Here is a 23,612-nt window from a genome sequence, read left to right as displayed (position 1 = left end):
CCGTACGGGGGACGGGGACGGGGACGATCAGAAGGCGAACGTCTCCCCGGTCCCGTAGGCCCGGACGGTGACGGTGCCCTCGGAGGAGGCGATGGCGGGCCGTACGAGGTGCACGCGCCCGGTGCCGGCGACGGTGCCGTGCCCGTCCTCCACGACGAGCGCGGTGCCCTCGTCGATCGCGACGCCCTGCGGGGCCCCGCCGCTGCGGACCACCTCGATCAGCCGGCCGAGGGTGCCCCACTGCGTGGCGTGGACATCGACGGTGGCCGGCAGGAGCCCGAGCCCGTCCCGTACCTCGACCTCCTCGAGGTCCTCGGCGGCATCGCCGGGACACACCGGAACGCCCTTGCTGAGCCATCCCCCGACCAGCGCGGACTCGGCGGCGAGGGCGGCCCCGGCGGAGAACCCGGCGTAGGGCAGCCCGCGCGTCCGCACCAGCTCCCGCACCTCGTCCCGCACCGGGCCGAAGGCCTCCTGGAAGGCGGGCGTGAGCCCACCGCCCACGAGCAGGGCATCGGCGTCCCGCAGCGCACCGGGGTCGAACACGCCCCCGACCGGCACGACGACCGGCACCGGCCGGCACGGTGCGACGGACCGCAGCACGGAGTCGTACCGCTCGAACTCCGCTGCCGCGCCCCCGTCCCCCTCCTCGACCAGCACACAGGCCACGACCGGCCCGTCACCCCCGGAACCCCGGCGCCCCGCCTCCTCGAGAAACGCCCCGTACACCGCAGCCACGGCCTCGGGCTGCCAACCGCCACCTATCAGATGCACCGACAACGGGTGCCTCCTCCCAGTCGATCTCTCACCTGCATGATCCCACGCTCAATAGAGCAACGAACCTGATCCTGCGCAAAGCAACGGCCACGATGAGGTCACGACTGTGCCTGGGAAGGCTCTGATGAGCGGGCTTGGGGTTTCGTGGCGCTTCTTGAGCGAAGCGGGGTTGCTGGAGAGAACTGCAACGCGTGAAGGTGGCATCGCACGCCCGACCTCACAGCCCCCTGACGATCACCCGGTCGCCGCAGAGCCCACGCAGACCGTCCTCGCCGGAGTGCGTCCTCACGGGTTCGGACCCCCCACATGCGTGCCCTGTCCAACCTGTTCCCGGCGAACGAAGTATCGCCCCGGCCCGGTAGTCTCGATCACGTCGTCAACGCGGCCCGACGGGCTTCCGCTCCACCTCGGTGGAGTCTCGAAGGACATGCCCCCACCCGCACGAGTCACTTCGTGCTGCCCGGGGGAAGTCCTTGTTGCTGCGTGCGTCCGCCAGAACGGTCGCCGTCATGGCGCTCGACGGTTCGCTGTTCCTGCATCTCACCGACCAGTTCGTCCATAGGCACGGCTACCGCCCCGGCGCGTCGGAGGTGCGCTCCTGGGAGCGCAGCATCCCCGCCCTGACGGGCGCGCTCAACGACGCCGGTCTGGGCGACGTGGAGGTCATGCTGGAGTACGCGCTCCCGCTGAACAGCAAGCGCTGCGACGCCGTGCTCGCCGGGGTGCACCCCGTCACCGGTGAACCGTCGTACGTCGTCGTGGAGCTGAAGCAGTGGAGCCAGGCGCTGCCCCACGAGGACGACCCCGTGCTGTGCCACGTCGACGCCTACGCCCACCCGGTCCTCAACCCGGTCGAGCAGGTGCGCCGTTACTGCGAGTACCTCGTCAACTTCAACGGCGCGGTGTCCGAGCACGCGGACCGCGTCACCGGAGTGGCGTTCCTGCACAACGCCACCGAGTTCGGGGTGTCAGGGCTCAGGGAGATCGAACGGGACGCCCGCGGGCTGCTGTTCACCGGGGAGCGCCGCGGCGCGTTCCTCGACCACCTCCGCACGCGGCTGAGCGACCGGCATCCGGGCGCCCGCGCCGCCGACGAACTGTGCGCCGGGGTCACGGTCCCGTCGAGGCAGCTGATGGCGGTGGCCGCCGAAGAGGTCAGGGAACGCACGCAGTTCGTGCTCCTCGACGAGCAGCAGGTAGCCTACCGCCTGGTCCTCAACGCCGTCGAGAAGGCGAAGCGAGCCGACCACAAGGAGGTCGTCATCGTCACGGGCGGCCCCGGTACCGGCAAGAGCGTGATCGCGCTCCAACTGCTCGGTGAGCTGTACCGGCGAGGGACGACAGCGCTGCACGCCACCGGCTCGCAGTCCTTCACGAAGACGATGCGGAAGGTCGCCGGGGCGCGCAGACGCGAGGTCCAGGACCTGTTCAAGTACTTCAACAGCTTCATGGCCACCGAGGCGAACAGTCTGGACGCGCTGATCTGCGACGAGGCCCACCGCATCCGGGAGACCTCGGCCAACCGCTACACCCCCGCCGCGCACCGCACCGGCAGGGCGCAGATAGACGAACTCATCGACGTGGCCCATGTGCCGGTGTTCTTCCTCGACGAGCACCAGGTCGTGCGGCCGGGCGAGATGGGCACCGTGGCCGACATCGAGGAGGCGGCGGCGCGACGGGACATCCCGTGCCATGTGGTCCCGCTGGACAGCCAGTTCCGCTGCGGCGGCAGCGACGCCTATCTGCGCTGGGTGGTACGGCTGCTCGGCCTCGAACCCGGCGGCGCGGTCGAATGGGAGCCCGACGGGCGTATGCAGCTGCTTGTCGCCGACACCCCGGGGGAACTGGAAGCGTTTCTCGACGCATGCCGCTCCCAGGGCTACGGCGCCCGGATGTCCGCCGGTTACTGCTGGCGCTGGTCCCCCGAACCCAGGCCCGGCGAACCGCTCCCGCCCGATGTCGTCATCGGCGACTGGGCCCGCCCCTGGAACCTGAGAGGCGACCGCTCCGTCTCCGGCGCGCCCCCGGCCGCCCTGTGGGCCACCGACCCGGCGGGCTTCGGCCAGGTCGGCTGTGTCTACACGGCGCAGGGCTTCGAGTACGACTGGTCCGGCGTCATCATCGGCCCCGATCTGCTCTGGCGCGGCGACCGCTGGGTCACGGACCGTACGGCGTCGAAGGACCCGGTCTTCAAGAAGGCCACCCCGGACGCCGACGTGGACCGCCTGATCCGCAACACGTACAAGGTGCTCCTGACCCGGGGCATGGTCGGCACCATCGTGTACTCGACGGACCCCGAGACGCGCGAGAAGCTGCGCGAGCTGGCGGGGACCCGACCGGTGCACGAACCCGCGCGGGCCTGACGACGGGCCGGCGGCCGGGGCGACGCACCGGTACTCGCGCGGGCCCCAGGTGCGCGCACCGTCCCCGCCCGCCGCACGGCCGCCCGTCGGCAGGGAATCCGCCACCGACCGGACGATCCGGCCACGTTGCCCCCGCAACGGCGCGGCACGCGGACGGACGGCCGCTCTCCGGGCGACCGCCTTCCTGAGATCCCGGTACCGGAATGCGGCCCGACGGGCTTCCCCAGACCCCGGCGAGGCGCACGCCGTGCCCGCCGCCGACGCAACCGCTCCGACCGGCAGCCGCCGGATCTCCAGCTGTGGTGACCGGCCGCCCGTAGACCTGGGGTGGCGGGCTCCCCGGACCCGCCACCTGTCTGCGCCAGAAGACCAGGCGCGCTGCCGCGACCAGAGCCGTCACCAACAGGTCGACGACGACTCCCACTGCGACGTCGGCCAGCATCTCGCGAAACCGGTCACGACGTGCGGTGCTGTACTCGACGGGGTTCATCAGGAAACCACTCCTCGGTGTGAGCAGGGAATGGCAGGGACGGCCCTACCGGGCATCCGCACTCACACCGCGCGAAACGCGCAAGGGAAACCACTCACAGCGTTACGACCGAGAACCGGCACCGGAACACCGCCCACGTACCCTCCGGGAAGGCGGGTAGCGGGGAACGACCTTAATACAGAACGAAGTTGCCGATGCCTGATCACTGAACTCGAACGGGTCAACGGTGCTCAGGGCCGGTGCCGTCCGAAGCTGAGGGTGACGAATCGCTCGCCCGCGCGGGGTGCCCGGGTCCAGGAACGGGTGGTGAAAGTGTGCAGCCTGCCTCGGGTCAGCGCGAAGCAGGGCAGTGAGAGGCCCAGTTCGGTGTGCAGGGCCTCCAGCACGATTTTGTTGCGGTCCGGTTCGGTGTCTTCCGTGCGGAACAGCCGTGCGGGGTCCAGGGCCTCGGGTATCGCGCCGGAGCGCTGGATCTCGGTGCCGCGCACGGTGAACGCGTAGATCTCCTCGCCATGTTCGGCCACCGACAGGTGGAACGCGGCCGGACGGTCGTTCGGAAGGGTGTTCCGAGTCTCCTGCCACACCACTACCGCGCGACCGGAGGAGGAGGCTGCCGCGGCAGGGGACAGGAACAGCTGGCCGAGGTGGCGGCGAGAGTAGCCGTCGAAGGCGAAGGCCCACCCTTCGGCAGTACGGCCGACGGCGACCAGTGTCCGGTCCTCCCACGGTTCCGCGTCCTCCCGCTGCTGAGGCCGCCACTTCCGCCAGAGCACCCGGCGCGCATCGGCGGGCGCTCCGAGTGCGGCGCCCTCCTCCCCGATCAGGGCGGGCAGGCGGGCGGGCTCGACCCCCTCGACCCACAGGCAGCGGAACCCCTCGAACGGCTGCCGGTTCGCGGGGGACTCCGCCAGCCAGACGAGGCCCGGTGGGTCGAGATCAGGCACCGGCTCGGCGGCAGGTCCCTTCTCGCCCGACCGCGGCGTGGCCAGGATCTCCCGCCCGCGCTCCGGGGTGATCAGCGGACCCAGGACGGTATCGGCGAGCAGGCCCACCGGGGCGATCAGCAACGGCCCGGGTGCCTCCCAGTGCGGTAACGCGTCCCGCAGCACCCGCCATGCGGCGCCGGTCGCCCCCCAGCGGGCCGCTTCCCGGGCCTCGGCGACGGCCCTGCCCCACGGACCAGGAGGCGCGTACCGATGGGTGCCGTCCCGCATCGCGCTCAGTACGGCCTCGGCGGCATCCCGGGCCACCCCACGGGCGGTCATCCTCCGGAGCCAGAGGTCGTCCCCGTCCGGCCGGCCGAGATCGTCCGCCGCGGTCAGGGCCTGCACGGGCAGCAGCTCGGGAAGGTAACGCGGATCCGCCACCAGAGCGTTGTGCAGCCGTAGGCCCCGCGGAGCCGGCAGGCACCGGAGCTGGTCCAGCAGGACGGCGCTGTGCGGCCGCCCGAAGGACATCGCCTCCTCCAGCAGCGACAGTGCCTCCTCGTGGCGTCCGCGCAGGGCCAGCACACGGGCCTCCTCCACGCGGGCGTCCTGGGCCCGGGTGGTCGCGTTCACGAAGCCGGGCTGCCCCGCCCGGACGGCGTGGAAGCCGCGGTACATCGCTTCCATGTACGCGCGGAACGACGGGTAGCGCTCCGGCGGTTCGCCGCTCCAGCCCTTGTAGAGGTAGAGCGCCCACTCGCCGTCCTGGTCGGTGTCACCCGGGTCGAGCAGGGCGTTCGACATGTCGGAGTCCGTCTCCAATCGCAGTGCCCGCTGCCACATCCCGGCCAGCAGGACGTCCTCCTCGCGCGGGTCGTCGCCCAGCCCCTCCCCGTACAGCGGGGCCATGCCGAACGGATCCCGGAACCAGTCGATGTCCGCGACGCCGCCGAGCCGGTGGACACCGGCCATCTGCTCCACGTACCACCCGTCGCTCACGGCCAGGAACTCCCGGTACGAAGGCGGCAGTCGTCGCCCCAGCCGCTCCTCGGCCCCAGCGATCACCGCCTCGTCCGCACCCGCCCTGCCCAGGACAACGGCGTCCTGCCCGCCGTCCACGTCCCGGTCCGCGCGCGGAACCCACTCCTCCTGCCAATACCGCAGGAAATGCTGCCAGTTGAAAGATTCAACGCTCATGCCTGGATGGTTTCACCGGCCACTGACAACGACGTTTCAAGGGTTGAGAAGCCGGGCAGGCCCGTGTCATGCCGGTTCGCCGGGCGGGTGGTGGTGAGATCACCGTGCACGGCCTGGTCCACGGCCCACTCGACCATGTTCGCACTCGGCTGGATGGCTTGGCGCTTGGGGTCGTTACGCTCACCTATGCAAGGCGCCTCCATGGCGAGGACGGGGCCGTACACGTCGGCTCCGCCAGCGGTCAGGCACTGGGATTCCGGGCCGCCGTCGCCGCAGGTGAGCGGGGCCACGTCGTCGGGACCGGAGGCGGTCGCCGCAGTGAGCGCGGCCGGTTCCGTTCCGCTCGTGTCCGCGCCCGTGGGTAACTGCTGACTCGCGTCCACCACGGTCGTGGCCGCCGTGCCCGTCTCGGCCGCGGTCGTCTTCACCGTGATCAGGCCGGCAGGGCCTTCCGGCGGGCGTCTGCTTGTCGAGTGCCTTGCGCACCCCGTCTCCGCATCACTTTCAGCAGCCTCGGCTCCTTGCTCGCCGGTTGTCGCGCCGGCCCGTACGTCACCGGCACTCGTATAACGAGGTCTCAACGGAGCTGACAGAACATGGCCTTGGTAGTACGGACCTACGGTAGGTTCTTGCCATGAAGCAGGGTAAAGAGGTCGAAAACCCCGAGTCGCGTTTCTCCGCGGTGCTGCTGGCGGCAGCGAAGCTTCCGGGTGTGCGTGTCCCCAGGGAGGCGTACCTCCGCAGTGCGCTGGCTCGTCACTGTTCCGAGGACGACATCCGAAGAGCGATAGAAGAGACGCCCGCTGCGGCGGGCATCGCTTCCGAGGTGCTCGACAAGGTGGCCAACGATTCGATCCGCTACGAAACCGCCAAGGTCAGCGCTCTCTCCGCCGCCGCCGGCATACCCGGCATCCTCGCCCTTCCCGCCACGGTGCCCGCCGACATGGCTCAGTACTTCGGCCACATGGTGCGTATCGCGCAGAAACTCGCGTACCTCTACAGCTGGCCCGATCTGTTCTCCGACGAGGGTGATGACGTCGATGACGCGACCATGGGGGTGCTCACGCTGTTCTTCGGCGTGATGTTCGGCACCCAGTCGGCGAACGCCGCTGTGGGCAAGGTCGCCGGGATGATGTCGAAGCAGGTCGCCAAGAAGCTCCCGCAGAAGGCACTCACCCAGGGTGTCGTCTACCCGATCGTGAAAAAGGTCGCGGCATACCTCGGCGTCCAGATGACAAAGCAGTCCTTTGCGAAAGCCGTCTCGAAGGCCATCCCCCTCGTAGGAGCTGCCGTCTCCGGCGGGCTCACCTTTGCGACCTACCTCCCGATGGCCAAGAGGCTCAAGAAACACCTTGTCGGCCTGCCCCTGGCGGACCCGTCGCACCGGGTGATGGACGGGGAAGTCGTGGACGCTGAAGCCGTGGAGGACCACGAGTCTTTCGCCTCGGCGCACGCCGAACGGCACGCCGCGGACACCACTGCCGCCGAGCTGGAGGAACCCAGGTCCTGACGCCGTGAGCGCCCTCCTGACTGCCGAAGGGATGGCCGATGCGGCGGGCTTTCTTGTCATCGCCGCGGGGGCGGTGATCTGTTGGCAGGTATGAGGGCTCGCTCGTCACCCCGTCTCGCTGATCACCGCGACCCGCGAGAACCCGTCGGAGCACCGGACACCCGTAGCGGGGCCAGGGGGACGATCTCCCGGTCGAAGAAATCGTAGAGACTCAGGACACTAGAATCCGAACATGAGTGACTTCGGGGCGACGACCGACGAACCAAACCGTCTGCTGGCCCTGGCCGATGGGATATTCGCAATCGCCATCACCCTGTTGGTGCTTGATATCGGCGTCCGCCAGGGGCTCGACCCCTCCGCCTTTCGGCAGGCCCTGCGGGAATCGGTCGATTCCCTACTGGCATATGCGCTGAGCTTCGTGGTGATCTCTGCCCTCTGGCGCGACCACCGGCGGATCTTCGGGAACGTCGTCGCAGTGGACACGGTAATCATCCGGCTGACTCTGCTGGGTCTCGGACTCGTTGCCCTGATGCCCTTTCCGACCACGCTTTTGGCGGATTACGGCGGGCAGCCACAAGCGGTGGCGATCTACGCAGGTGCCGTCGCTGCAGTCGACGCCGTGCACCTGAGCCTGCTGCTGTATGTCGCACGCCGCCCGAAGTTGCTCCGCAGCACCCAGTCGGCCCCCGGCGTGCGGCTGCTCGCCGCAGACTTCGGCACGACGATCCTCATCCTCCTCGTCTCAATTCCGCTGGCCTTCGTCACACCCTTCGGCGCCAAATGGTGCTGGCTCGCCCTGGTCCCCGTCAGGCTGGTTCTCGGCCGACTGCGCCGGCGCCGCCCAGTGTCCTGAGTCTCAGGAAAGCTGCATTTCCAGGGTTTGGGATTCGGCAGGCGGTTCAGGTAGCCGGCGAGGGTCTGTCCAGCGAGTGGGTCTGTTCCGTAGTCGGTGGTGACGGTGTGTGCTCGTCTGTGATCATTGAGCGTGCATGATGCGAACACGCTTGTAGGAACGGTGTTTTCGGGGTTGTCGGCGCTGGTCATCGAGGATGTGGCGGACGGTGGCGGGATAGTCCGGGTTACGGCTCGGACCCGGGATGTTCCTGTTCCCTGTCCGGTGTGCGGGGTCGTGACGGGGAGGGTCCACGGGTATCACGGCCGGACGGTGCGGGATGTGCCGGTCGACGGCCGGCAGGTCGTGGTCCGGGTGAGGATACGACGGCTGGTCTGTCCGGTCCTGGGCTGCAGGCGGCAGACCTTCCGCGAGCAGGTCCCCGGGCTCCCGGAGCGCCGTCAGCGCCGCACCACACGTCTGACCGGCCAGCTCTCCGAGCTGGTCAAGGAGTTGTGCGGCCGGGCGTCCGCCCGACTCGCCCGATCGCTGGCCGTGTCGTACGCCTCCGCCCTGCGGCTGCTGCGGCGTGTGCCCGTGCCCGTGGCGCGGATCCCGCGGGTGATCGGGGCCGACGACTTCGCCCTGCGGCGCCGGCAGAGCTGTGCCACGGTCATCGTCAACGCCGAGACCGGTGAGCGGATCGAGGTACTGCCCGGCCGCGAGGCCGCCACTTCGGAGGCCTGGCTGCGCGGACGTCCGGGCGTCGAGGCGGTGTGCCGGGACGGACCGGCCACCTACGCCGAGGCGGTCCGCCGGGCCCTGCCCGACGCGGTCCAGATCAGCGACCGCCGGCACCTGTGGCACAACCTCGCCGAGGCGGTCCGCAAAGAAGTCGCCGCGCACAGCACCTGCCGGGCGAAAGCGGGCCCGCCCCCGGCCGAGGGGAGACAGGCCGCCACCACACGCGAGCGCCGGCAGCAGGTCCACGCCCTGCGCGAGCGCGGAGTCGGCCTGCCGGAGTGCGCACGGCGCCTGAACCTGGCTCTCAACACCGTCAAGCGCCATGACCGTGTCGCCGAGCCCGAGCGCCTCGTCCGCGCCCCCGAGCACCGGCCCACCCTCGTGGATCCCTACCGCGATCATCTGCGCAAGCGCCGACCGGAGGACCCTGCCGTCCCCGTCACCCATCTCCTGAAGGAGATCAGGGAGCTGGGCTGCACCGGCAGCTCGAACCTGCTGGTCCGCTACATCAACCAGGGCCGTGTCGAGGCCGACCGGCCCGCCCTCTCGCCCCGGCGCCCGGCCCGCTACCTGCTCACCCGCCCCGACCGCCTCAAGGACCACCAGCGGGAACGTATCGAGGCCGCCCGCACCGCCTGCCACGAGACGACCGCTCCGGCCGACCTCATCCACCACTTCGCCGCGCTGCTGGAGCCCGCCGACGGCAATGCCACCCTGCTGAGCACCCGGATCACCTCGGCCCGGGCCGAGGACCTGCCCCATCTGCATGCCCTCACCCGGGGCCTCGAGAAGGACCGTGCCGCAGTCGACGCCGCCCTCACCCTGCCGCACCACAACGGCGGCACGGAAGGAGTGAACAACAAAACCAAGCTGATCAAGCGCCAGATGTACGGCCGCGCGAGCTTTCCCCTTCTCCGCCACCGCATCCTCCTGGGCTGACCACACCGTCCGTCACCACCGACTACGGAACAGACCCACTCACCGTACAGACCCCCTACAGCCGCGACCCGTCGGGTGTCCTCACCGGCGAGTCCTCGACGGCGGGCGCCACCCTGGCCTGGACCGACCTGCACACAGACGTCATCGGGCAGTTCACGGCGACCGGTAACACGCTGACCGGATCCGCCAGTTACGATCCGTGGGGCACCGCTACCGCCTCCACGCTGACCGGCAGTGTCGGATACCAGAGCGAGTACACCGATCCGGCGACGGGCAACGTGAACATGGGCTCCCGCTGGTACAGCCCCGGCACGGGTACCTTCGACTCGGCGGACACCGTCGACAACCCGGCGGTCGGCGACAGCGTCGCCGCGAACGACTACGCCTACGCGAACGACACCCCGCTGACCGGGACGGACCCGAGCGGGCACTGCTTCGAGGACCTGTGCATCGGAGAGGCGTTCCTCGCAGCCGCCGCGGCCGACACGCTCTACAACATCTGCGTCGAGTACTGCTCCAGCCTCACCAACAGCCTGTCGAACGCGCTGGGCTCGCTCTCCTACAGCTCGTCCGGCTCCACCACGCACAGCCACTCCCACGCCGCAAGCTCCAGCGCAGCCGGCCATACCACGTCCGGCGAGTGCGTCGACTACTGGTCATTGGCCTGCCAGAACCGTTCCAGCAGTTCCTCGCGCAGCAGCGGTCGTTCCTCCTCGGGATCCGGCTCCGGAGGCGGTGGCAGCTGCTACTACTGCGGCGGCGGGGGCAGCGGCGTCAGCGCCGCGGAACAGGCAGCCGCGGCGGCCAGGGCTGCCGCCGCTGCGGCAGCCGCCGCCGCGGCGCGCCGCGCGGCGATCCGTGCCCATGCCGTCAAGATCACCGCGTCCATCGGTAAGTCGACCTTGAAGGTCCACTCGATCTCGGCTGCCGGCGAACCCCCGACCGTGCAGATCAATATCAGTGACTCGGCACGCAACGCGGCCTCGGCCGTCGCGGCGGGACTCACTACGGCGGCCGTCTGCGTGTCCACCGGTGGCTGCGCTGGATACGACGATGACGACGGGCGCAGCAGTTCGTGCGATGCGCTGCCCCTGATCGACGGGGGGCGGATCTACGGCGGTCTCGAAGAGTACACGGACCATCAGGGGACCAAGGGATGCAGGGCGACGGGTGCCATCGCATTCCTCACCAAGAGCGATCGAAGGTCACGGACCGGAGCCGGCGGTTTGCCGAAGTGCCCCGAATGTGAACCGTCCGTCGAGCCGGATGGAATGGGAGAGATCAGGGCGGGCGGCGGAAGGCCGCAGGCCGGCCACCTGATAGGTTATTGGGGCAAGGGTACCGGCGAGGATGTCCGCAACTTGGTGGCTTTGAACGCCAGGGCGAATGCTCGGATGGCGAGCAAGGTGGAAGCCTTCGGATGGAAGGCGCTGAATAGGAACAACAGGCTGTTCATGTCGGTCGTTCCCGTGTACGGAGACACTCATTCGGCCGTGCCGACGACCATCCAGGTGGGAATGGCCGTGTACGGACCCGGGGGCAGGATCACAGACACCTATTCATGCACCGTGGTCAACTCCAGGACCGGCATCGGCTCGACATGCTAGAAGGGGTCAAGTGATGGCAACACTTGCAGAGATTCGAGCCTTGTTGGGCGAACCTGGATTCAACTGGACGGATCCGGCACCATGGAGCGAAATGGAGAGGGAGTTCGGAATCGAATTCCCGGCGGACTTCCGTGAGATCGTGGATGCCTACGGTTCGGTCCAGATCAACAATCAACTGTATCTGGAGCATCCCGCCGGCCATCTTCTGCACAACTTGAGGGAATCCATCAGAGGTGATCTTGAGCTTTTCCGTGAGGAAGACATGGCGGAGTACCTGCCGAGTCCGGCAGGGGGGAACCCCGGTGGGCTGATGCCGGTGGCGTCGGCCACGACGGGGGAATGGATTTTCCTCCGCGTTCCCGACGGTCCTTCCTCGCCGTGGCGCGTCCTGGTCCAGGAGCTTGACAGCCCGGCGTGGGTGCTCCACGAGATGACATTCGGTGAGTGGTTGCTGGCTTACCTCAGGGGTGAGGACGTGACGGTGTGTTCTCGCAACTTCGCGCCCGATCGCCCGTTCTTCGAACTGCTGAGCTGAACAGTGATATTCGCACTCCACATCGCCGGCCGGATCTGCACAAGGACACCATGCACTGAGCCTTTCCCGGTAAGCGCCCGTCGCTCGCTGTGATCGCGATGCTTGCGCTGCCGCCCGTGCAGTCCTCAAGTCCGGGCAGGCGTAAGGCCCCTGATAGGAACGATCTTGCGACGGATTGTTCTGACCGAGGGGCCTCACGTGTCGACCAGTGTCACATACACCGCAGTGCTCGATGTGAAGCGGTCCACTGCCGAGCATCTGGCCCGGCTGCTGCGGGACCACCGCATCGCGGCCGGAACCCGCAGGGGCAGACGTGCGCTGGGCTGCTTCCGCCAGGCGGTGCTCGTCCTGCGCTGGTTCATCGACAACGCCCGCCTGTCCCAACTCGCCCGCGACAACAACCTGTCGGCCTCCACCGCCTACCGCTACCTCCATGAAGGACTGACCGTTCTGGCGGCCGGGGCGCCGGACCTCGCGACCGCGCTGAAGCACGCGAAGGCGGCCGGGCTGACGCATCTGAACCTCGACGGCACCGTCATCCGCACCGACCGCGTCGCCGCCCCCGGCCCCAACGGCGCGGACCTGTGGTGGTCCGGAAAACACAAGCACCATGGCGGGAACGTGCCGGTCATCTCCCCCCGGACGTCTGGCCGATCTGGGTCTCACCGGTCCGCCCGGGCGGAGAGCATGACACCACCTGCGCCCGCCACCACGGTCTGATCGACGCCCTCAACCGGATCGCCGCCGAGCTGGACATGCCGACCCTCGTCGACCTGGCCTACGAGAACGCCGGCAACGGCTTCCGCCACCCGCACAAGAAGCCCGCCGGAGGCGAGCTGACCGAGGTCCAGCAGACCTACAACAAGGTCATCCGCGGCATCCGCGGCGTCTGCGAGCGCGCAAACTCCCTGCTCAAGGCAACCTTCAAGGCCCTGCGCAGGGTCAGCCCCGACCCCAGCCGCATCACGAAGATCGCCGCCGCAGCCCTCGTCCTGCTCCAACTCGAGTACGACCGCACCATCTGATCGATCGCAGAACGTCACGATCCGTTACTGGCAAAGGCTCACTGGGCTGTGAAAGCGCTGAGCCGTCTTGTGAAGCCGCCCGCGGACGGCGGCGACATGGTCGACTGGGACGCGATCTACGACCGGTGCGGCCTTTGTTTCCCGCAGGACTACCGCGATTTCGTCTCCGTCTACGGGGGTGGCACCCTCGACGACTACCTGGGGATCTCCATCCCGCCCACGGGTGACTCCTTTTACGGAGATCTGCTCGATGACCTTGAGCCATCGACTGGGGAGAACTCGGAGCACCCCTACCCGTACCCTCCCTACCCCGGCCCCGAGAAACTGATCCGCTGGGCATCCGATCCGGACGGCGACGACGCCTTCTGGGTGCTCAGGAGTGAGGATCCGGATCAGTGGTCCGTGGCTGTGAAGAACCATCAGACCAGATCCTGGTCGTCGTTCGACGGAGGCATGGCGGAATTCCTCCTGGCGGTCATCACCGGCCGGCATTCGAGCCCGTTCTCCGCCGCCCTCCCGGAATGCCTCGCCCTCGCCACGGTCGCGGCCCGCCTGGCCGACTTCGACGGCGCCCGCGCGGTGCTGCGAGAACGCGTGCGCTTCACGCAGGGCTAGGTGTTCTGTCCCGGCACCGGACGGTCACGTTTCTGACGGCGGCGCTGAGCACGCCGCCCGCCTGGGCCGGCGGCGTGCCCGGGGCGGCTCACTCATCGTCCTCGTCGCCGTCCTCAGGCATGTCGGGGCCGCGCAGCTCCCGGCCACCGTCCGCGGGAACGGTTTCCAGACATGCCGCGCCCGGACCCGTCGCGGCAGATGTCCGGGACGTTTCGGGCCGCGGTATGCGTGCGGGGCGGTACGAGGCCCGCGGGGACACGCTTCGGTGTGTCCGGCGCGCTGCCTCGTCCCTGCGTAACTGCCCTTGATTCACATAGTCAGTTGTGGGCTCACCGCATGCCCTCGACCGAGTTTCCGAGCGTCAGGGACACCACCCCTCACCTGCGCATAGTCGATGTTGCGGTCAGATGTCCCTTGTAAACGTCCTGTTCCCAATGTCCGGGAAGTCTTCCGGTCGAGAAGCGACGTCCGTACGTTCACTTCATCAGATGGTCTGACCATCAGGCCCACCGGTCGAGAGGAGTGACGTTGGACGGACTGGACGCGTTCGTGCGTCAGTCGACCAGTGTGAGCAGCGAGATCGTCGCCCACATCGAGACACTGATCAGCAACGGCTCGCTGGCCCCCGGTACGAAGCTCCCGCCGGAGCGGGACCTGGCTCAGGTACTCAGGGTCTCGCGTGCCTCCCTGCGCGAGGCGATGCACGAACTGGAGGCGAAGCGGGTCATCGAACGCCGGCCGGGCCGGGGGACCATCGTGATGGAGGCGCCCGCGCACGTGCGCTCGATGTACGAGGAGATGTCGGACTCCGAACGCACCCTGCGCGACGTGGCGGAACTGCGCGAGACGATCGAGCCCAAGTTCGCGCAGCTCGCCGCCGAACGGGCCACCAGGGCCAGCCTGTACGCACTGGAACAGGTCCTGGAGACCACCGCCCGCCCCGACCTCTCGCAGGAGGACTCGCTGCGGGCCGACATCACCTTCCACATGCTGCTCGCCCAGATGTCACAGAACCCGCTGATGATCGCCCTCAACTCACTGGCCAACAGCTGGACGGAGTCGGTCCGCGCCATCTCCCACAGCAGCGCCGGGGCGAGGCGCTCCTCGCACGACGGCCATCAGCTCATCCTCACCGCAGTACGGGACGGCAACGGCGCCGCGGCCCGGGACGCGATGCTGGCGCACCTCGCCGACGTCGCGCTCCTCACGAAGAGCAATCTGCCTTCCTTCTGATCCGGCTCCGCCGGCCATCCCCGTGAAAGAGCACCCCATGAGACACCACTCCCTGCGCAGCCGTGCCCGTCTGCCCCGCACCCTGACCACCGCCGCGGCCGCCGCGCTGGCCCTCGTCGCCGTCTCGGCCTGCGGCGGCAACGCCTCCGCCGAGAAGACCTCCGCCACCACGGCCGGGTCCACCCCCTTCAAGGTGGTCCTGCCCTGGTACGCGGACCCCGAGGGCGGCGGCTTCTTCGCGGCCAAGTCCGAAGGGCTCTACCAGGACAAGAAGCTCGACGTCACCCTCCAGTCCGGCGGCCCCCAGATCTCGGCCACCCAGCTGGTCGCCGCCGGACGGGCCCAGGTCGGGTTCACCGACGCCGCCGGAGTCATCCAGGCACAGGAGCAGGGCATCCCGATCGTCGCCATCGGCGCCCTCTACCAGAACAACCCGGTCGGCGTGATGGTGCACGCGGACACCGGCATCACCTCCTTCGACCAGATGAACGGCAAGACCTGGGTGACCCAGACCGGCCAGCTCGGCCCGAAGTGGGTGAAGAAGAAGACCGGCATCGACTTCAGCACCCAGGTGTACCAGGGCTCCATCGCCAACTTCCTGAAGAAGGACACCCTGGTCCAGCAGGGCTGGCCCACCAACGAGGCCTACCAGGCACTGAAGGCCGGGGTGAAGGTGAACTTCGTCCCGTTCTCGGACGCGGGCTTCAACCCGTACAACGACGTCTTCTTCACCTCCGAGTCCTACCTGAAGAGCCACCGCAAGGAGCTGACCGCGTTCCTCGCGGCGAGCATGCAGGGCTGGCAGGACTACATGGGTGACGTGAGCGTCGCCGAGAAGGCCAACGACGCCATCCTCAAGGCCAACGGCGAGCAGAGCAGCGCCAGCGTCTGGTACGCCTGGGACAAGCAGCGCTCCTACGTGGTCGCCGGCGACGGCAAGAAGCAGCTCGGCGCGATGACGGCCGACCGCTGGAACACGCTCATCGACCAGATGAAGCAGCTGGGCCAGCTCAAGAGCACACCGAAGGCGTCGGACCTCTACGACTCCTCGCTGCTCCCGACGATCGCCGCCCCCGCCGCACTGCCCGCGGCACCCGATGGTTCCTACTGAGCGACCGTGAACGGCGCACCGCGACCGGCGCCTCCCAGCCGGGACGCCGGGAGCGGTGCGCCCCCGAGGAGCGACACACATGAGTACAGTCCCCGTGGAGAACACCGCGGCCGCGCTCGATCCGCTGGTCAGCTTCGACGGCGCGGACAAGGTCTACAACAGCGGATTCCGGGCTCTGGCCCCGATCGACCTGCGCCTGCCGAGGGCCGAGATCACCGTGCTGGTCGGCCCCTCCGGCTGCGGCAAGTCCACCCTGCTGCGGATGGCGGCCGGCCTGACCGCACCGTCCGGCGGCGGCCTGACCCGCCGTACCGAGCGCATGTCGTACGTGTTCCAGGACCCGACTCTGCTGGCATGGCGCTCGATCAGGGCCAACGTCGAACTGGTCGCCAGACTTCAGGGCGTGCCCCGGCCCGAGCGCAGGGAACGCGCGCAGAAGGCCATCGAGCTGGTCGGCCTCCAGGGGTTCGAGAAGGCGTATCCGCGTGAGCTCTCCGGTGGCATGAAGATGCGCGCCTCGCTCGCCCGGTCGCTGACCAGCGACCCCGAACTGCTGCTGATGGACGAGCCGTTCGCGGCGCTGGACGAGTTCAACCGGGAGAAGATGGGCGCGGAGCTCATCCACCTGTGGCGCACCCGCCAGGTCACCGTCATGTTCGTCACCCACTCCATCCCCGAGGCGGTACGGCTCGGTCACCAGATCGCCGTCATGGGCACCCGCCCCGGGCGCGTCATCGAGGTGCTCCGCTCACCGAGCCCGCCCACCGCCGACCCCGGCGCGCCCCGCGACGAGGCCGCGCTGCGGGATCTGCGCACCGACATCTCGGCCATGCTGGGAGGCACCGGAATATGACCGCGCTCGACACCCCGCAGACGGCCCCCGCACAGCCGGCTTCCGGTGAACCGGCCGGCCGCAGGCGACGGCTCCCGACCGCTCGGACCGTCCTGCCGCCGCTGGCCGCACTGGTGATCATGATCTGCCTGTGGCAGCTGGCGATCGTGGTCTTCGGCATCCCCGGCTACATGCTGCCCTCGCCCACGACGATGGTGGACACCGTCCTGCACGAGGCCGGCTCGATCCTCACCCCGACCTGGGTGACCCTGCGCGAATCGGTGCTGGGTTTCCTCGTCGCGGGACTGGTCGGTGTGGTCAGCGCGCTGGTGATGGGGCGCTGGCGGCTGATGGAACGCAGCCTGTACCCGTACCTGATCCTGCTCCAGACCGTTCCGATCGTGGCGGTCGCCCCGCTGTTCGTCGTCTGGCTCGGTCCCGGCATGGCCACCAACTCCATGGTGGCGGCGATGATCGCGCTGTTCCCGGTGGCGGCCAACACCCTCCAGGGCCTCAAGTCCGTCGACCGCAACCTGGTGCAGCTGTACACGATGGCCGGCGCACCCGCCCGGGTCCAGCTGCTGTTCCTGCGGCTGCCGGGCGCACTGCCGGAGATCCTCACCGGACTGCGGGTGGCCGCGGGCGCCTCGGTGATCGGCGCGATCGTCGGCGAGTTCGTGGCCGGTGTCGGCGGCGGCGACGGCGGCCTCGGCTACGTCATCACCGAGAGCGCGGTGCAGCTGCGCACCCCGCAGCTCTTCCTCGCGGTGCTCGGCGCCAGCGTCGTGTCGCTGCTGTTCTTCGCGGTCGTCGTGGCCGCCGAGAAGCTCCTGATCGGCAAGTGGCACGAGTCGGCCCTGCCCGCCGACGAATGAGCCGACCGCGGACCATGACGAAGCGTCACTCGACCCTGACAGGGAATCACTCATGACCGACGACAACCGCCGCCTGTGGGCCGAGCTCACCACCGACGACATCACACGCCTCGCCGACGACCGCACCGTGGCGGTCCAGCCGATCGGCGCCGTGGAACAGCACGGCCCCCACCTGCCGCTGATCACCGACGCGCTGACCGCGGAGACGATCGCCCGCACCGCCGTGGAGCGGCTCGGCGCCGGCTGCGGCACCTGGGTCCTGCCGACCCTGCACTACGGCAAGTCCACCGAACACCTGGGCCGGGCCGGCACCATCGCCCTGTCCACCACCACACTGCAGTCGCTCTGCCTGGACCTCGGCGAGTCCCTCGCCGCCAGCGGGGTGCGCAAGCTGGTCCTCGTCAACGGTCACGGCGGCCAGCCGAGCCTGCTCGACGTGGTCGCCCGCGACATCCGCCACCGCTTCGGCCTGGAGGTCTTCAACATCATGCCGTCCCGGTTCGCCCTGCCGGACGGCGTCGAGGACCCCGACCCCTTCGGCATCCACGGAGGGTTCCTGGAGACCTCCCTGGTGATGGCGATCGCGCCGCACCTCGTCCACCTAGACAAGGCCGTCGCCGACGGACTCGCCGTCGGCGAGCTCTACCGCGCCCAGCGGCACCTCACCCTGGAGGGCGTCGTCCCCACCGCCTGGCTGATCGACGACGTGTCGGCGTCCGGCGTCGTCGGCGACCCCACCGAGGCCGACGCCGAGACCGGCAAGCGGGTGCTGGACCACTGGAGCGACCTGCTCGCCGAGGCGCTGACCGAGGTCCGCGACTTCGCCTTCCCCCCGCTCGGCGGGACCACCGGATGACGACGGCGCGCACCGCGAACGTCACGGCCCGCGGGCCGCGCGACCTCGTCCTGACCGCCACGCCCCTGACCGCCGCACCCCTGACCGCCACGCCCCCGGCCGCCGCGTCCCCCGCCACCACGGACGCGGCGCCCGGCCGGACCCCCGGCACCACCCCCACGAACCGCACGGAGGAACGATGACGACCGCGGCACGCCGGCACCTCGGCGCCACGGTGGAGACGACCCTCTGGGGCCGCCTGCCCTGCTCCGAGGACCCGCCGGTCCTCACCGTCGAGCCGGGCGAGCGGATCTCCCTGGACACCGTCAGCCACGAAGGCATCCTGGAGGACCAGGGCCGGGACCCCGTGGCCTTCTTCGGCCGCCACGGAGTGGCCCCCGAGGACGTCCTCGCCGACACCGCCGCGATCGCCTCGCACGGCCTGCACACCCCCGCCGACGGACCGCACGTCGTGACCGGACCGATCGAGGTGCGCGGCGCCGAGGTCGGCGACTACCTCGCCGTCCACATCGACGGACTCGTCCCGCGCACCGCCTACGGCATCATCTCCAGCCGCCACGCCAAAGGCGTGCTCCCGGGCACGTTCCCGCCCGTCGGCACCCCACTGACCAGCGTCTTCTGCTCCGTGACGGGCCTGGACGGACCGGGCGGCCCGGCCGGCGCGCTGGCGACCCTGCCCCTTACGGCCGACAGCGGACACCGCCCCGTACGCTTCCCCCTCGCCCCGTTCCTCGGTGTGATGGGCGTGGCCACGCCCGGCCCGGAACGGCTCCACTCCACCCCGCCGGGCCTGCACGGCGGCAACCTCGACATCTCGCTGCTGCGCGAGGGCAGCACCCTCTACCTGCCGGTGCAGGTACCCGGTGCCGGGTTCTACGCGGGCGACCCGCACCTGGCCCAGGGCAACGGGGAGATCGCGCTGACCGCCCTCGAAGCACCGCTGCGCGCGACCCTGACGTTCGACGTGGTCCCCAGGGAACACGCCGAACGGCTCTTCGGCCGCTCCCGGGGCCCGGTCGCCCGCACCCCGCAGTACCTCGTCCCGACCGGCCTCGACACCGACCTGGACGAGGCGGTCGCGGCGTGCACGCGCAACGCCCTGGAGGTGCTGGGCGCGTCCTTCGGGATGGAACCCGAACTCGCCTACGCCTACCTGAGCGCCGCGACCGACTTCGACATCTCCCAGGTGGTGGACGTCGTCAAGGGCGTGCACGCCCGCATCAGACTCTCGGACTTCGCCCTGGTGGAAGGAGGCGCGTGGTGACGACCGCACCCGGCGCCCGCGAGACGACCGCACCTGAGGCGACCGCACCCGGTGCCTGTGAGGTGACCGCTCCCGACGGTGTGCCCGGCGGACTGCTCGACGCCTTCTGGGCCTACGACAAGGCGCTGCTGGCCAACGACCGGACCGTCCTGGACGAGCTGTTCATGTCGGGACCGCACACCCTCAGGGGCGACGGCCGGACGCTGCTCGTCGGCCACGACGCCATCGCCGGCTTCCGTTCCGCGCGGGCCAGGATCCCGACCCGCACCGTCGAAAACCTGCACGTCCAGGTGATCGCCCCCGACGCGGCCCTGGTGATGGCCGCCACCCGCGACGGCGCGGCCACCGGTCTGCAGACCCAGCTGTGGCGGCTGACCGAGGACGGCCGCTGGGCCGTCGCCGCCGCCCATGTGAGCCTCCCGGCCGCTCCCGCGCCGGCCGGACCCCCGGCCGCGTTCGACCGCACGGTCTGGCGCGTCGTCGGGGACCCGCTGACGCCCGCCACCGCGTCCGGCCCGCTGGACGGCCACGGCATCGCCGTCAAGGACCTCTTCGACGTGGCCGGCCACCCCGTCGGCGGCGGGGTGCCCGCCTGGCTCGACGAGCAGCGGCCCCGCGAGCGCACCGCGCCCGCCGTCACGGCCCTGCTCGCCGCGGGCGCCCACCTGACCGGCATCGCCCGCACCGACGAGTTCGCCTACAGCCTCGCCGGGACCAACGCGCACTACGGCACCCCGCCGAACCCGGCCGCGCCCGGCAGCGTCAGCGGCGGCTCCACCAGCGGTCCGGCGTCCGCCGTCGCACTCGGGCAGGCGGACGTGGGACTGGGCACCGACACCGCCGGATCCATCCGGGTCCCGGCCTCCTACCAGGGCCTGGTCGGCCTGCGCACCACCCACGGCGCCATCTCCACCGAGGGCGTGCTGCCGCTGGCCCCGTCCTTCGACACCGTCGGCTGGCTGACCCGGGACGTGGCCACCGCCACGGCCGTCGCCCACGCCCTGCTGGGGCGGCCGCACGAGGACGCGGCCACGGCCCCGCGCCGTACGGTACGGCTGCCGGTGGTGGAGTCCCTGGCCGCACCCGAGGTGCGCGACGCGTTCGCGGACACCGTCCGGGCCCTTACCGACGCGGGGCACCTGCCACCGTCCGAGAGCGAGGACCTGCCCGCTGACCTGCTGGAACGCTGGTTCACGGCGTTCCGCACCGTGCAGGCCCGGGAGGCCTGGCAGGCGCACGGCGCCTGGCTCACCGCCCACCCCGGCGCGCTCGGCCCCGACGTGGGCGCCCGCTTCGCCCAGGCGGCCGAGGTGACCGAGGACGAGGCGGCCCGCGCCCGCGAGGTCGTCGCCCAAGCCCGGGAGGACCTCCGCGGCCTGCTCTCCGGCAGCGTCCTGGTCATCCCCTCCGCGTCCGGCCCGGCACCGGCCCGCACCGCGACCGGCGCACGCATCGAGGCCGAACGGGCGGCGACCCTGCGCATGACCTGCCTCGCCGGTCTCGCCGGGGCGCCGGGACTGTCCCTGCCCCTGCTGCGACTCGCCGACGGCCGCCCGGCCGGCGTCTGCCTCATCGGCCCGCCCGGCTCCGACCACACCCTGCTGACCCTCGCCGCCGGCCTGGAGACACCCCGGTGAACGCCGCTCTGGAGACACCCCGATGAACACGGACAACGGCCTCGCCCCGCTCCGGCACCGCAACCGCTGGCGGTTCTCCGGCGGCACCGTCGACCTGCACCGCCCGGACCTTCCCGCCCGTACCGCCACACTCGGCGCCGAGCCCGCGCCCGTGGTCCTCGACCCCACGCGCACCGCCGTGATCGTCGTGGACCTGCAGAACGACTTCTGCGCCCCCGACGGCTGGCTGGCCGGCATCGGCGTCGACGTGTCGGTCCTGGCACCGGCCGTGGACCTCAGCGCGCAGGTGGTCGCCGCGGCCCGCGCCGCCGGGCTGCCCGTGATCTGGCTGAACTGGGGCAACCGCCCTGACCAGGCCAACCTCCCGCCGGGCGTGGCCCACGTGTACGACCCGCGCGGCACGGGCGAGGGCATCGGCTCCCGCACGGCCCCCTCCCGCGCCCCGGTCCTGACCAAGGACAGCTGGGGCGCCGCCCTGACCGACGGGGTGGGCAGCGCGCCGGGCGACCTCCACGTCGACAAGTACCGGATGAGCGGCTTCTGGGACACCCCCCTGGACAGCGTCCTGCGCAACCTCCGCGTCGACACCCTCGTCTTCGCCGGCGTCAACTCCGACCAGTGCGTCTACGCCACGCTCGTCGACGCCGCCTGCCTGGGCTACGACGTCGTCCTGCTCACCGACGCGTCTGCCACGACCTCCCCGTCCTACTGCCACGACGCGACCGTCTACAACGTCCGCCAGTGCTACGGCTTCACCGCCTCGACCCCGGACCTGCTCGACGCCCTCGCCGCCGCACGGCCCCTGGACGCCGGGCACCGCACCGCCCCCACCACCCCGAAGGACAGCGAATGAGCACCCCTCCCGTAGTGCGCCACCTGGACGAGGTCGCACCGCAGCTGATCTCCCCCGTGGACACCGTGAAGCTGGCGCTGCTCGCCGGACCGGCCGACGGCTCGCCCACCAGCGTGTTCTACGAGGTCTGGGAGCCTGGCGGCAGCCAGCCCGACAACGCCCACCCCGACTCGACCGAGATCTTCGTGGTCCTTTCCGGCCACGGCCTCGCGCACAGCGACGAACACACCGTGCCGATCGGCCCCGGCGACGTCCTGGTCCTGCCCCCGGGCTCGGTCCACCGCATCGAGAACACCTCCGCCACCGAGCGGATGTACACCGTGACCGTCATGGCGGAGGACACCGGCGCCATGCCCGGCGGCTTCGCCGCCCTGGTCGCCGCCGGTACGGCCGCCGCGTGGGACGACAGCGACCGGGCAGTGCTGGGCGGTCGCTGAAGCACCGTCCGCTCGGTGTCGCCTCCGGCCGGTGACGACGCCCCGGAGCCCTCCCGCTCCGGGGCGTCCGGCGGGCTCACAGCCCCATGACCACCACACGGTCCCCGCAGAGCTTGCGCAGGTCGTCCTCGTCGGAGGTGAAGACGGTGACCGGCCCCACCTGCCGCAGGGCGACGGCGGCGAGAGCCGCGTCGATGGCGTACTTGTGACCGTGGAGACCGGCGTCCTTGAGGAGCGTGATGGCCTCTTCGGCGATGTCCTCGGTCACGGGCTCGATGTGGATACGGGACAGGGCCCAGTGCCACGCAGGGATGTACCTCCTCACGTCGTACGCCTCGATCAGTGTCATGGAGGTGGTCATGACGCGGATACCGAGGCGGTGGGCGTCCTTGATCCGGAGGCCCATACGGCGCTCGCCGCGCACCCACTGCGACAGGCCCTCGCAGTCCAGCACGTAGATGATCTGTCCCGTCATGCCGCCGCACTCCGATGCTCGTCCTGCGGCGTCTCGACCGGCTCACCCGCGGCAACCTGCCGGGCCCGTGCGAGCTCGGCGTGCTGACGCTCGATCTCCCGGCGCTCGGCCTCCGCCGCGGCCATTTCGGCCTCGGTGACCTCGCCGTACTCCGTCTCCCACCATGCGACCGCTTCCCCGAGCCGGTCCTGCTCCCGCTGCCGTTCCACGGCACGGGTGACGTAGCGGCTGAACCCGCCCGGGCCCACCTCGGCGCGGATGGCCTCGGCCAGTTCCTCGGGGAGCGTGACGGTGTACTTCTTGGTTGCCATACCACTGACCATACCGGCGGTCGACCGCTGCGACGACTCAAGGGACGAGCGGTCACCCACGCCGTTGATGCGCTGGACCGCCCGGCCCATCAGGGCGCGTGCGCGGTCCAGGCCGCCCCTCAACCGCCTCCCCTCCTGCCCGCCGCCTGCCGCGGTCCCGTGACCGCG

General features: G+C 70.3%; 22 protein-coding genes and 2 pseudogenes. 18 read left to right on the top strand and 6 right to left on the bottom strand.

The features are described from left to right. Window positions 1–27: 27 nt before the first annotated feature. Window positions 28–774, bottom strand: a complete 747-nt coding sequence (locus tag ABZ862_RS18535; RefSeq protein ID WP_360959379.1) for a Type 1 glutamine amidotransferase-like domain-containing protein — start codon at window positions 772–774, stop codon at window positions 28–30. Between the two features lie 476 nt (window positions 775–1,250). On the opposite strand from ABZ862_RS18535, the gene ABZ862_RS18530 reads away from it, so the two are divergent. Further along, a complete protein-coding gene (locus tag ABZ862_RS18530) occupies window positions 1,251–3,140 on the top strand; it encodes a DUF2075 domain-containing protein (RefSeq protein ID WP_360959257.1) in 1,890 nt (629 codons plus the stop codon). Between the two features lie 376 nt (window positions 3,141–3,516). Here the strand turns inward: ABZ862_RS18530 and ABZ862_RS18525 are convergent. The 3 genes and pseudogenes from ABZ862_RS18525 to ABZ862_RS18515 form a co-directional block, all read right to left on the bottom strand. After that, a pseudogene (locus ABZ862_RS18525) lies at window positions 3,517–3,630 on the bottom strand (DUF6408 family protein); the annotation flags it as partial. Between the two features lie 230 nt (window positions 3,631–3,860). Next, window positions 3,861–5,753 carry an SMI1/KNR4 family protein gene (locus ABZ862_RS18520; protein ID WP_360959256.1) on the bottom strand — a complete coding sequence of 631 codons (1,893 nt, stop codon included), beginning with the start codon at window positions 5,751–5,753 and terminating at the stop codon, window positions 3,861–3,863. Then, window positions 5,750–6,181 (bottom strand): hypothetical protein, encoded by a 432-nt coding sequence (locus ABZ862_RS18515; protein ID WP_360959254.1) that lies wholly within the window; start codon window positions 6,179–6,181, stop codon window positions 5,750–5,752. Before ABZ862_RS18515 ends, ABZ862_RS18520 begins: the two co-directional genes overlap by 4 nt. Before the next feature lie 206 nt (window positions 6,182–6,387). Here ABZ862_RS18515 and ABZ862_RS18510 point away from each other — a divergent pair, with 206 nt between their 5' ends. The 17 genes and pseudogenes from ABZ862_RS18510 to ABZ862_RS18430 all read left to right on the top strand — a co-directional run bounded on the left by ABZ862_RS18510 (window position 6,388) and on the right by ABZ862_RS18430 (window position 22,658). Next, on the top strand, window positions 6,388–7,263 hold the full coding sequence (locus tag ABZ862_RS18510; RefSeq protein WP_360959252.1) for a hypothetical protein: 876 nt from the start codon (window positions 6,388–6,390) through the stop codon (window positions 7,261–7,263). Window positions 7,264–7,495: 232 nt separating this feature from the next. Further along, window positions 7,496–8,116, top strand: a complete 621-nt coding sequence (locus tag ABZ862_RS18505) for a TMEM175 family protein (RefSeq protein ID WP_360959250.1) — start codon at window positions 7,496–7,498, stop codon at window positions 8,114–8,116. Window positions 8,117–8,278: 162 nt separating this feature from the next. After that, on the top strand, window positions 8,279–9,778 hold the full coding sequence (locus ABZ862_RS18500; protein ID WP_360959248.1) for an ISL3 family transposase: 1,500 nt from the start codon (window positions 8,279–8,281) through the stop codon (window positions 9,776–9,778). After that, window positions 9,775–11,385, top strand: coding sequence for an RHS repeat-associated core domain-containing protein (locus tag ABZ862_RS18495; protein ID WP_360959377.1), 1,611 nt, complete (start codon window positions 9,775–9,777; stop codon window positions 11,383–11,385). Before ABZ862_RS18500 ends, ABZ862_RS18495 begins: the two co-directional genes overlap by 4 nt. A gap of 13 nt (window positions 11,386–11,398) precedes the next feature. Further along, entirely contained in the window at window positions 11,399–11,920 is a 522-nt protein-coding gene (locus ABZ862_RS18490) for an SMI1/KNR4 family protein (protein WP_360959246.1), read from the top strand. A 198-nt stretch (window positions 11,921–12,118) separates the two neighbouring features. Next, a pseudogene (locus ABZ862_RS18485) lies at window positions 12,119–12,945 on the top strand (transposase family protein). A gap of 48 nt (window positions 12,946–12,993) precedes the next feature. Beyond that, complete coding sequence (locus tag ABZ862_RS18480; RefSeq protein ID WP_360959244.1) at window positions 12,994–13,560, top strand: SMI1/KNR4 family protein; 567 nt, start codon at window positions 12,994–12,996, stop codon at window positions 13,558–13,560. A gap of 528 nt (window positions 13,561–14,088) precedes the next feature. Continuing rightward, window positions 14,089–14,793 (top strand): FadR/GntR family transcriptional regulator, encoded by a 705-nt coding sequence (locus tag ABZ862_RS18475; protein WP_360959242.1) that lies wholly within the window; start codon window positions 14,089–14,091, stop codon window positions 14,791–14,793. A gap of 37 nt (window positions 14,794–14,830) precedes the next feature. Beyond that, window positions 14,831–15,904, top strand: a complete 1,074-nt coding sequence (locus tag ABZ862_RS18470) for an ABC transporter substrate-binding protein (protein ID WP_360959240.1) — start codon at window positions 14,831–14,833, stop codon at window positions 15,902–15,904. Between the two features lie 79 nt (window positions 15,905–15,983). After that, entirely contained in the window at window positions 15,984–16,757 is a 774-nt protein-coding gene (locus ABZ862_RS18465) for an ABC transporter ATP-binding protein (protein WP_360959238.1), read from the top strand. Then, entirely contained in the window at window positions 16,754–17,611 is an 858-nt protein-coding gene (locus ABZ862_RS18460) for an ABC transporter permease (RefSeq protein ID WP_360959236.1), read from the top strand. Before ABZ862_RS18465 ends, ABZ862_RS18460 begins: the two co-directional genes overlap by 4 nt. Window positions 17,612–17,663: 52 nt before the next feature. After that, window positions 17,664–18,467: a creatininase family protein gene (locus tag ABZ862_RS18455; RefSeq protein ID WP_360959234.1), complete on the top strand. Its 804-nt coding sequence runs from the start codon at window positions 17,664–17,666 to the stop codon at window positions 18,465–18,467. Continuing rightward, on the top strand, window positions 18,464–18,649 hold the full coding sequence (locus ABZ862_RS18450; protein WP_360959232.1) for a hypothetical protein: 186 nt from the start codon (window positions 18,464–18,466) through the stop codon (window positions 18,647–18,649). Before ABZ862_RS18455 ends, ABZ862_RS18450 begins: the two co-directional genes overlap by 4 nt. Next, window positions 18,646–19,731: an acetamidase/formamidase family protein gene (locus tag ABZ862_RS18445; RefSeq protein WP_360959230.1), complete on the top strand. Its 1,086-nt coding sequence runs from the start codon at window positions 18,646–18,648 to the stop codon at window positions 19,729–19,731. Before ABZ862_RS18450 ends, ABZ862_RS18445 begins: the two co-directional genes overlap by 4 nt. Next, a complete protein-coding gene (locus ABZ862_RS18440) occupies window positions 19,728–21,368 on the top strand; it encodes an amidase (RefSeq protein WP_360959228.1) in 1,641 nt (546 codons plus the stop codon). Before ABZ862_RS18445 ends, ABZ862_RS18440 begins: the two co-directional genes overlap by 4 nt. Window positions 21,369–21,390: 22 nt before the next feature. After that, on the top strand, window positions 21,391–22,221 hold the full coding sequence (locus tag ABZ862_RS18435) for an isochorismatase family cysteine hydrolase (protein ID WP_360959225.1): 831 nt from the start codon (window positions 21,391–21,393) through the stop codon (window positions 22,219–22,221). After that, window positions 22,218–22,658 carry a cupin domain-containing protein gene (locus ABZ862_RS18430; protein WP_360959223.1) on the top strand — a complete coding sequence of 147 codons (441 nt, stop codon included), beginning with the start codon at window positions 22,218–22,220 and terminating at the stop codon, window positions 22,656–22,658. The genes ABZ862_RS18435 and ABZ862_RS18430 overlap by 4 nt, the downstream gene beginning before the upstream one ends. Window positions 22,659–22,734: 76 nt before the next feature. Here ABZ862_RS18430 and ABZ862_RS18425 read toward each other — a convergent pair whose 3' ends face one another. Both ABZ862_RS18425 and ABZ862_RS18420 read right to left on the bottom strand, forming a co-directional pair. Next, the gene (locus ABZ862_RS18425; RefSeq protein WP_360959220.1) at window positions 22,735–23,133 is read right to left on the bottom strand and encodes a hypothetical protein; all 399 of its coding nucleotides are present in this window, start codon (window positions 23,131–23,133) and stop codon (window positions 22,735–22,737) included. Further along, window positions 23,130–23,444, bottom strand: coding sequence for a hypothetical protein (locus tag ABZ862_RS18420; RefSeq protein ID WP_360959217.1), 315 nt, complete (start codon window positions 23,442–23,444; stop codon window positions 23,130–23,132). The genes ABZ862_RS18425 and ABZ862_RS18420 overlap by 4 nt, the downstream gene beginning before the upstream one ends. Window positions 23,445–23,612 lie beyond the last annotated feature (168 nt).

This window comes from Streptomyces sp. NPDC047000, assembly GCF_040644295.1.
Classification (GTDB): domain Bacteria; phylum Actinomycetota; class Actinomycetes; order Streptomycetales; family Streptomycetaceae; genus Streptomyces.
This window is presented reverse-complemented; position numbering and strand designations above follow the sequence as displayed.